This window comes from Collimonas sp. GW821-FHT07E08, from assembly GCF_059418905.1.
The window spans coordinates 1-3,733 of sequence record NZ_JBWKQR010000040.1 but is presented as its reverse complement, the minus strand read 5'-3'; the positions used below and the strand labels follow the sequence as shown (position 1 = coordinate 3,733).

Below are 3,733 nucleotides of genomic sequence, written 5' to 3'. Positions count from 1 at the left end.
ATAGTATATGTGGTACCGATTTGACGAAGGCTATTTTTCAGATCCACGGAATAGATCAACACGGAAAGGTTTGTTTGCGGAAGCAGATCAAGCGAGCACAGATGCTTCTTTTTTGTAAAACTTGAGTAAGCACCCGGTGAAGGCATCATGAAGGAAGCCCGATCAATGAGGATGAGGATGATGGTGTTCACCTAATTATTTTTGGTGGACACTTATGAAAGACATGACATCCGAAAGACGCCTACATAGCACCGTGCTCAAGAAACAAATATTCGACGAATAATTAACAAGGCACCTCGATTGCGGCGGTGGCGATGACCCACGGCATCAATGCCAATCTCGTGCACAAGTGGCACTCCTGGACGCAGGTGCGCACCTTACCGACCACCTTGTCCGGCGGCGGCGAGTTTGTTTCGGTGCCGCGCATACCTACTGCTGTACCGAGCATCCTGGCCGATATTCGTATGGAACTATGCCGTGGGCCGTAAGCGCCCAGCCAATCCACCTTGTTGATGTCGTTTCGGGAGGCGATGCTAGTGTCCACGATTTTTTAAAATGGACACGTGTACGCATGAACAATCACGAATTTACACCGACGACTTCGCGCCTCCATCGGAGATATTCGGCTGCATTCAAAGCTGCAGTGATTGCCGCCTGCCTAGAACCCGGTGTCTCAATCGCCGCAGTTGCGCTAGTAAATCAACTCGACACCAATTTTTTGCGTCGTTGGGGCAAGGCACATCGAGATCAGTAGCTGGCCGGCGTATCGGCAAACATCAGTATCGGGCACCACAATGAGCCAGCGAACTGCTCGGCACCGGCTTTGGTTTCTATCACAGTGCAAGCGCTCGCTATTCCCGTCGCCGCCCTCTCCGGCTTATCGTTAAAAATACAGCGGGCTCTGGCGATTTCCTTGCGATGGCGCAACCTATGCCTTTAGTAATCGTAACGGCAATTGCATCAAGCTGCTGATGTGGGATGTCACCGGCGTCTGGCTGTGTGTACGACGCTTGCACCACGAGCGCTTCACTTGGCCGCGAATTGATGACGTCACCTGATCCTCAGCGAAGCCGAATGACGGTAGCTTACTGCCGACGTCCATTGGTGTCGCCTGCAGACAAAGCCACCCACACATTGGCAGGTTTGATGAAGTTAAAATGCTTTGAAGGCCACTATATATAAGGACGAGCAATGGTATAAATGATATGCTAGGCGATGATCAAATTAGCGTTAATGCCATGGCTTCGGGCCAAGCTTGCCACGGAGGCACCGGGCAAAAACGACTGTTCCACGACAGCGCGTTTAAATTCTATTAAGTGTCGGCGATTGGCGCGTGGTCTGGCAACAAGGGTGTGGGTGTGTCCATAAATGCAAAACCGTATGTGCCTTCAAACGCAATCATGAGGTCCAAATCATCCAGGTCCAGACGGTGCAGAAATTACGCTTACGATGCAGCGGCACTGCGCGCGGCATTACAGCTTACGAACATGATAAACCTGCAGGCAAACCCCCGTATTTGGATTGCGACGGGTGGTCCTGATATGCGGGCCGGTTTTAATGTGTAGTATTCCGACTTGAGCGGACAGTAAGGCCTTGCCAAATGGTGGGGGTACCCGGTTTGATAGAGGTGCAAATCTTTATTAAACCAGCGCGCAAGCGCCAAGGAGTAACCCCATGCGTAATGTTCCTCAGAATGTCATCAAGCACAAGGTCGGCCTGCTCAATCTTGCTGCAGAACTTGGAAACGTGTCTCGTGCCTGCAAGGTGATGGGATTTTCCCGCAACACGTTTTATCGCTATCAAACGGCAGTAGAAACAGGCGGTGTGGATGCCCTGATTGACGCCAATCGTAGAAAGCCCAATCTCAGAAATCGCGTTGAAGAAGCCACTGAAGTGGCCGTAGCTCAATTTGCCCTGGAGCAGCCGGCGTTCGGCCAAGTCCGTGTATCGAACGAACTGCGTAAGCGTGGTGTTTTTGTTTCCCCATCCGGTGTACGGTCCGTCTGGCTACAGCGTGACTTGGAATCGTTCAAGAAGCGTCTTCCGGCGCTGGAGCGGCACATTGCCGAAACTGGCGAGGTTCTGATCGAAGCGCAGGTCGTCGCTCTGGAGAAGAAACAGGAAGACGACGTGGCGCACGGAGAGATCGAGACGGTCCATCCTGGCTATCTTGGCAGCCAGGACACATTCTATGTCGGCACTATCAAGGGCGTGGGCCGAATCTACCAACAGACCTTCGTTGACACGTATTCGAAGTGGGCAGCGGCCAAGCTCTATACAACGAAGACGCCAATCACCACAGCCGATCTACTGAACGACCGGGTGCTGCCGTTCCTGGCAGAGCAGGAAATGGGCTTGATCCGCGTGTTGACCGACCGTGGCACCGAATATTGCGGCCGGCCGGAAGCGCATGATTACCAACTCTACCTGGCCCTCAATGACATTGAGCACACCAAGACGAAGGTTCGACATCCGCAGACTAATGGGATCTGCGAACGTTTCCATAAAACCATTCTGCAGGAGTTTTATCAGGCCACGTTCCGGCGCAAGATCTACCGCTCGATTGAAGAGCTGCAAAGCGATCTGGACGACTAGCAGGCTTATTACAACAACGACCGCACACGTCAAACCGGGGAATGTCAGATCAGATCGCGACTACTACATTTAATGGCTTGGCCGGGAAGGTGCAAACGGCGCTTGCTGACGATCCATTCTCAGGCCATGGCTTTGTCTTCCGCAGTCGACGTGGTAATGTGCTCAAGGTGCTATTATCAACCGGCGACGGTCTATGTTTACTTTCGAAGCGCTTGGAACGACGCCGTTTCGTCTGGCCGCAACCCGACAGCGGCAAAGTACATTTGACCGCGGCCCAGCTCTCCATGCTTCTGGAGGGAATTAACTGGAAACAGCCAGAACGCACCTGGCCACCAATGTTTGTACATTATTACATGCGCATGAACTCCATGCATGCCTTCTCACTGCCTAGCGATATTGCTATTCGCCGAATTGATAGAGCCAACACCCGCAGTCGCACCTAGCTGGCTTTAATGGCATTCTCCAGGCCGATGCATTTCCAGGCTACGATAAGCTCTTCGCCGATGGACAGATTCGTGAAGCCATCTGCATGGCTCATGCCCGGTGCAAGCTGAACTATCTGCATGTCAAGAAGGCGACGATGCCGACAACGACTGAGGCGCTACGCCGGATCGGCGCGCTGTATGCAATTGAAGCCCAAATCCGCAGCCAACCACCCGACCAACGTCAACGAATGCAGCAAGCGTAGTCACGTCCGCTACTCGACAGTCTGGAAATATGGTTTCAGCAACGATTGCTGACGCTGTCGGATACGACCAAAGCCATCAATTACCTGCTCAACCAGTGGTAGGCGCTGATCTATTACTGTGGCGATGGTGTCGCCGAAATCGACAACAATATCACCAAGAATGCATTGCGCGGATGCTGTCTGGGCCGCAGAAATTACTTGCTTCTCGGATCCGACAGTGGCGGAGAACTTCCTGCAACCATGTACAGCCTCATCGGCAGCGCACGCATGAACGGCATCGATCCTGAAGCTTAGTCGCGCTATGTGTTTACCTATATCACTGACCATCCGGTCAATCGCACTGACAAACTCCTGCCATGAAACTTCGCTGATCAGATTAACCTGCGCGCCGCATAAAAATGCGATCATATCTAGCCTCAACTGTCAACGACGGTACTGACGGGGCTTACA

The 3,733-nt window shown here is 52.6% G+C and carries 4 protein-coding genes and 4 pseudogenes; 7 read left to right on the top strand and 1 reads right to left on the bottom strand.

Translation table 11 applies throughout. The features are described from left to right. Positions 1–5: 5 nt before the first annotated feature. The 4 genes and pseudogenes from AC07RZ_RS24020 to tnpB (AC07RZ_RS24005) all read left to right on the top strand — a co-directional run. Positions 6–113 (top strand): annotated as a pseudogene (locus AC07RZ_RS24020) (IS110 family transposase); the annotation flags it as partial. Positions 114–314: 201 nt separating this feature from the next. Continuing rightward, positions 315–488, top strand: a complete 174-nt coding sequence (locus AC07RZ_RS24015) for a hypothetical protein (RefSeq protein WP_494669856.1) — start codon at positions 315–317, stop codon at positions 486–488. Next, entirely contained in the window at positions 473–754 is a 282-nt protein-coding gene (locus AC07RZ_RS24010; RefSeq protein WP_494669855.1) for a transposase, read from the top strand. Before AC07RZ_RS24015 ends, AC07RZ_RS24010 begins: the two co-directional genes overlap by 16 nt. A 169-nt stretch (positions 755–923) precedes the next feature. After that, positions 924–1,058, top strand: a pseudogene (tnpB, locus tag AC07RZ_RS24005) (IS66 family insertion sequence element accessory protein TnpB); the annotation flags it as partial. Positions 1,059–1,208: 150 nt separating this feature from the next. On the opposite strand, the gene AC07RZ_RS24000 reads toward tnpB (AC07RZ_RS24005), so the two are convergent. Continuing rightward, complete coding sequence (locus tag AC07RZ_RS24000; RefSeq protein WP_494669857.1) at positions 1,209–1,370, bottom strand: transposase; 162 nt, start codon at positions 1,368–1,370, stop codon at positions 1,209–1,211. A 304-nt stretch (positions 1,371–1,674) separates the two neighbouring features. Between AC07RZ_RS24000 and AC07RZ_RS23995 the strand changes: the two are divergent. From AC07RZ_RS23995 to tnpC, 3 genes and pseudogenes are all read left to right on the top strand, one after another. Beyond that, positions 1,675–2,592, top strand: a pseudogene (locus AC07RZ_RS23995) (IS481 family transposase); the annotation flags it as partial. 44 nt (positions 2,593–2,636) lie between these two features. Continuing rightward, positions 2,637–3,038 carry an IS66 family insertion sequence element accessory protein TnpB gene (gene tnpB / locus AC07RZ_RS23990; protein WP_494669854.1) on the top strand — a complete coding sequence of 134 codons (402 nt, stop codon included), beginning with the start codon at positions 2,637–2,639 and terminating at the stop codon, positions 3,036–3,038. Continuing rightward, a pseudogene (gene tnpC / locus AC07RZ_RS23985) lies at positions 3,017–3,643 on the top strand (IS66 family transposase); the annotation flags it as partial. The gene tnpB (AC07RZ_RS23990) and the pseudogene tnpC, both read left to right, overlap by 22 nt. Positions 3,644–3,733 lie beyond the last annotated feature (90 nt).